Origin of the sequence: Spirillospora sp. NPDC049652 (assembly GCF_040675125.1) — a bacterium.
Lineage (GTDB): Bacteria > Actinomycetota > Actinomycetes > Streptosporangiales > Streptosporangiaceae > Spirillospora.
The window spans coordinates 1-4,418 of sequence record NZ_JBFAOF010000615.1; the positions used below are offsets into that span (position 1 = coordinate 1).

Annotated in this window: 2 protein-coding genes; both read left to right on the plus strand. The window is 71.8% G+C overall.

Annotated elements, in window-relative coordinates:
- The first annotated feature begins 152 nt into the window (after window positions 1-152).
- Window positions 153-2,657 (plus strand): ATP-binding protein, encoded by a 2,505-nt coding sequence (locus AB0J52_RS29100; RefSeq protein WP_500185710.1) that lies wholly within the window; start codon window positions 153-155, stop codon window positions 2,655-2,657.
- On the plus strand, window positions 2,654-4,418 hold a 1,765-nt coding region (locus AB0J52_RS29105; RefSeq protein ID WP_500185711.1), incomplete at its 3' end, for a type IV secretion system protein. The genes AB0J52_RS29100 and AB0J52_RS29105, both read left to right, overlap by 4 nt.

Consider the following 4,418-nt stretch of genomic DNA (forward strand, 5'->3'; position numbering starts at 1 on the left):
GCCGACGCGGCGCGCCTATCTCGCCCTCGCCGGCGTGGTCGCCGGCGGGTTCGCCGCCGTGCCCGAGCGTTACACCGAGCAGCAGCAGGAGGCCGCCCGATGAGCCCCGAGCCAGGTCCCGGACGAGCGCGACCGGACCGGAGGCACGAGCGATGAGCCGGATGACGAAGCCGCGGTCGAGCCGGCTGCCCGTCCGCTACTTCGACGACCGGGTGCTGCTGACCGACAACTCGGCGTGGGCGTACTTCCGGTTGCCGACGGTGTCCTACGAGTTCACCACGGGCGAGGAGCGCGAGGCGCTCGCCACGAACATCACCATCGCGCTCGCGGGCATCCGCATGCAGGACGCGGAGATCCACCTCCGGGTCGCGCACCGCACCTACCCGGCCGCCGAGTGGGCGCGGGCGCTGGACCGGACGTCCGACGGCGGTCCCGGCTGGGCGGACTACCTGGAGGAGACCTACCGGCACGTCTGGGCGAAGGTCTTCTGGACCAAGGAGATCTACCTCGGCGTCCGGCTCGGTCCGCGCGGCATGGGCGCGCAGCTGTCCGGCGGGGCGATCGCGCAGCTGCTGAACTTCTACAAGCGCAGCGAGTCGGCCCTCGGCATCGAGGACGACGCGATCGACGGCAAGGAGATCGCGCGCTGGACCGAGCAGGCCGAGCGGATCGGCCGGGCGCTCGGCGCGTCCGCGCTGTACGCGCGGCACGCCACCTCCACCGAGGTCGCGTGGCTGTTCCAGCACGCCGTCACCGGGTCGCTGATCGACCCGCCGCCGTCCGCCGTCCCGCGCCGGACGTGGGGGCGCGGGGAGATCGAGGCGCTGGTCGAGGGCGCCATCCACAACGGCCGCTCGTACCTGCGGATGGAGCAGCCGAACTTCAACGGCGTGGGCGTCGGTGCGACGGCCGAGTCTTTCGTGGCGTACCTGTCGTTCGCGCGGTTCCCCGACCTGATGCCGTTCCCGGACGGCGAGCCCTGGTTCCACTACGCGGACGCCCTGTCGTTCCCGGTCGAGATCAGCGCGCGGATGAAGCTGATCCCGCCCGCCAAGGCGTCCAAGGACGTCTCGCGCAAGCTCGCGCACGCGCGCGACATGGACCAGCACATCCGCGAGGCCGGCGCGGAGGCGCCGATCGCGCTCGCCGAGCAGATCGACGCGGCGCGCATGCTGGAGCACGGCATCACCAAGGAGCGCCTGCCGTTCGTGTACGGCTGGCACCGGCTGATCGTGTCCGCGCCCAGCGCCGAGCTCCTGGCGCAGCGCGTGGACACCGTGGTCGAGCACTACCGCGACATCGGCATCGACGTGGTGAACTCGACCGGCGACCAGTTCAGCCTGTTCTGCGAGTCGCTGCCCGGCGACCGCATCCGGCTGAACGCCTACGCGCAGCGGCAGCCTCTCCGCACGATCGCCGGCGGCATGCCGACCGCGACGGTCGACCTCGGCGACCGTCCGGACGACGCGAACGAGGGCTGGATCGGCCCGTACATCGGCGAGACGCTGGGCCGCGCCCGGTCGATCGTGCACTTCGACCCGCTGGTCGCGGCGGCCCGGAACCGGCCGACCGCGGTCGCGATCACCGGCGAGCCCGGCGGCGGCAAGACCACCCTCGCGCTGCTGCTGATCTACCAGATGGCGCTGCGCGGGGTGACGATCGCCGCGATCGACCCGAAGGGCGACGCCGAGTCGCTGGTGGAGCTGCTGCGGGCGCGCGGCCGCAAGGCCCGCGTCCTGCCGCTCGGGTCCGCCGCGCCCGGCCTGCTCGACCCGTTCTCGTTCGGGGACGACCTGGCCGCGAAGAAGACGATGGCGACCGAGACGCTCCGGCTGCTGCTGCCGCGCATGTCGGAGGAGCGCGAGTCGGCGATGATCCAGGCGGTCGGGGCGGTCGCGAACGCCGACCGGCCGTCCCTCGGCAAGGTCGTGGACCACCTGGAGTCGGCTCCGGACCCGGCGTCCAAGAACCTCGGCGCGGTGCTGCGGTCGATGTCGGAGATGCGGCTCGCGCGGCTGTGCTTCGACCCGTCCGGCGGCGACCGGATCGACACCGAGGGCTGGACGACCGTTTTCACCCTCGGCGGGCTCACCCTCCCGGACGTGTCGATCAGCCGCGAGGACTACTCCTACGAACAGCGCCTCTCGGTGGCGCTGATGTACCTGGTGTCGCAGTTCGCCCGGCGGCTGATGCACGGCCTGGACCGCCGCCTCCCGAAGGCCATCTTCCTGGACGAGGCGTGGGCCATCACATCGACACCGGAGGGCGCCAAACTGGTGCCGGAAGTGTCGCGCATGGGGCGTTCTCGCAACACTGCGTTGATCCTGGTGTCACAGAACGCCGGGGACCTCTTGAATGAACAGGTGACCAACTGCCTGTCCTCGGTGTTCTCGTTCCGCTCGACCGAGCGGGTCGAGGTCGGGAACGTGATGGCCCTGCTCGGGGTGGAGCCGTCCGACGAGCACAAGGCCGTCCTGCGGAACCTGGGCAACGGCGAGTGCGTGTTTCGCGACCTGGACGGCCGCGCGGGCCGCATCGGCGTCGACCTCGTCTCGCCGGAACTGCGCGCCTGGCTCGACACGAACCCGACCCGGCAGCACCCCGGGACGTCCGACCTGTCCGCCGCGGGGGCCCACACCGAGGAGGCCGCCCCATGAAAGCCCGCCGACCCCCCGTGTTCCCCGGCCGCGGCGCCCCGCGCATCCAGCGGCGTCCGGGCGAAGGGCTCGACCTGGCCCGCAAGGACGGCAGGCGGCGGCGGGCCCCCCGCCGGTCGGCGCTGCTGACGCTCATCCTGGCCCTGCTCATGTTCGGGCTGACCCCGCTCGCGAGCGCGGGCCCGTTCGGCGGGGACCCGTGCCGGCCGGCGGACAGTCCGGCGCCGGAGCAGTACGGGGCCGGGGCGGACGGGATGATCAAGCCGCCCGACTACCCGAGCGACAAGCTGAAGGCGACGCCCCCGGCGCAGCTGACGTACTACGACCGGTACGGGACGGCGGGCCAGTCCTGGTACGCGGTCGACATGGGCTGCTCGGACGCGATGGCGATGATGGGGAACGCCCTCGCGAACACGACGTTCACGCTGGTGCGGGCGATCGACCGGACGACGATCAGCGTGTACCAGGCGGCGGCGAGCGAGTCCCTGCTCGGCTGGCTGAAGGGCACCGTGGACGGTGTGATCAGCCAGATGGGCAAGACGTTCAACGCCCGGTACTGGTCCTGGGTGGTGATCCTCGGCGCGATCACGCTGGCCTGGTGGGGGCTGGTGCGCAAGCGGGCGAGCAAGGTCACCGAGGGCGTGATCTGGATGGTCGCGGCGATGGTCGCGCTGATCTGGCTGATCGCGCGGCCCGCGGACTTCACCACGCTCGGCACGAAGGTGTCGGGGGCGACGAGCGCCGCGTTCAACGCGGCGCTACCGCAGAGCGATACCAAGGGGTCGACGTGCATCCCCGCGCCCGCGCAGCCTTCGGGGCAGCCCGCACCGCCCGCGGCCGCCCAGCCTGACGCCACGACGCGGAACGCGAACGGGCTGTGGGTCGCCCTCGTGTGCAAGCCGTGGCTGATGGGCGAGTTCGGCACGACCGACCCGAACGCCAAGATCGTCAAGGACAACGCCGACAAGCTGCTGTACGCGCAGGCGGTCGACATGTCCGAGACGTACGGGCAGCAGAAGGTCGACCTGGCGAAGAAGGCCGACGCCTACAAGGACGTCTCGAAGAACGTCAAGGACAACTACTCCGGCACGTACGCGCTGTTCCAGGGCAAGAACTGGACGAGCCGCCTGGCGGTCGCGTTCGGCGGGCTGTTCGCGGCCCTGGTCGCGGGCCTGCTGATCCTGGTGATCGCGATCGCGCTGATCGTCGTGAAGATCGCGTTCCTGCTCCTGCTCGTGGCCGGGCCGATCTTCCTCGGGATCGGCATCCATCCGGGGATCGGGCGCGTCATCGCGATCCGGTGGCTGGAACTGCTGCTGTCGATGCTGCTGAAACAGGCGGCGCTGATCGGCGTGCTGTCGCTGCTGCTGTGGGCGTACGGGCTGATCCTCGGCGAGACGCTGCCGTGGGGCCTGCAGATCCTGCTGATCGCGCTGGTCACGTGTGCGGCGTTCGTGTACCGCAAGCCGTTCCAGCACCTGTTCTCGGCGGTCGGGTACTCGGCGGTCGGGTCGCGGGAGAAGAGCCAGGCGCATCTCGACAAGTCGGTCGCGGAGGCGCGCAAGAACACCGTGGGCGTCGCCGGTGCCGTGGTGCCCGGCGCGGCCGGGTACCGGCTCGGCCGGTGGACCAAGCGGGACGCGGCGGCGGATGCGGCGGCCGACGCCGGGGCCACGGCGGCGGGTGTCGCGGTCGCCGACCGGCGGGCCGGCGCGGTCGGTGTCGCGGACGCGCCGTCCCCCGACGCGGCCCCCGTCCTAG

Bases quoted from the DNA above. Each gene is read 5' to 3' on its own strand.
- AB0J52_RS29100 (WP_500185710.1), top strand. From the start codon at position 153: ATGAGCCGGATGACGAAGCCGCGGTCGAGCCGGCTGCCCGTCCGCTAC.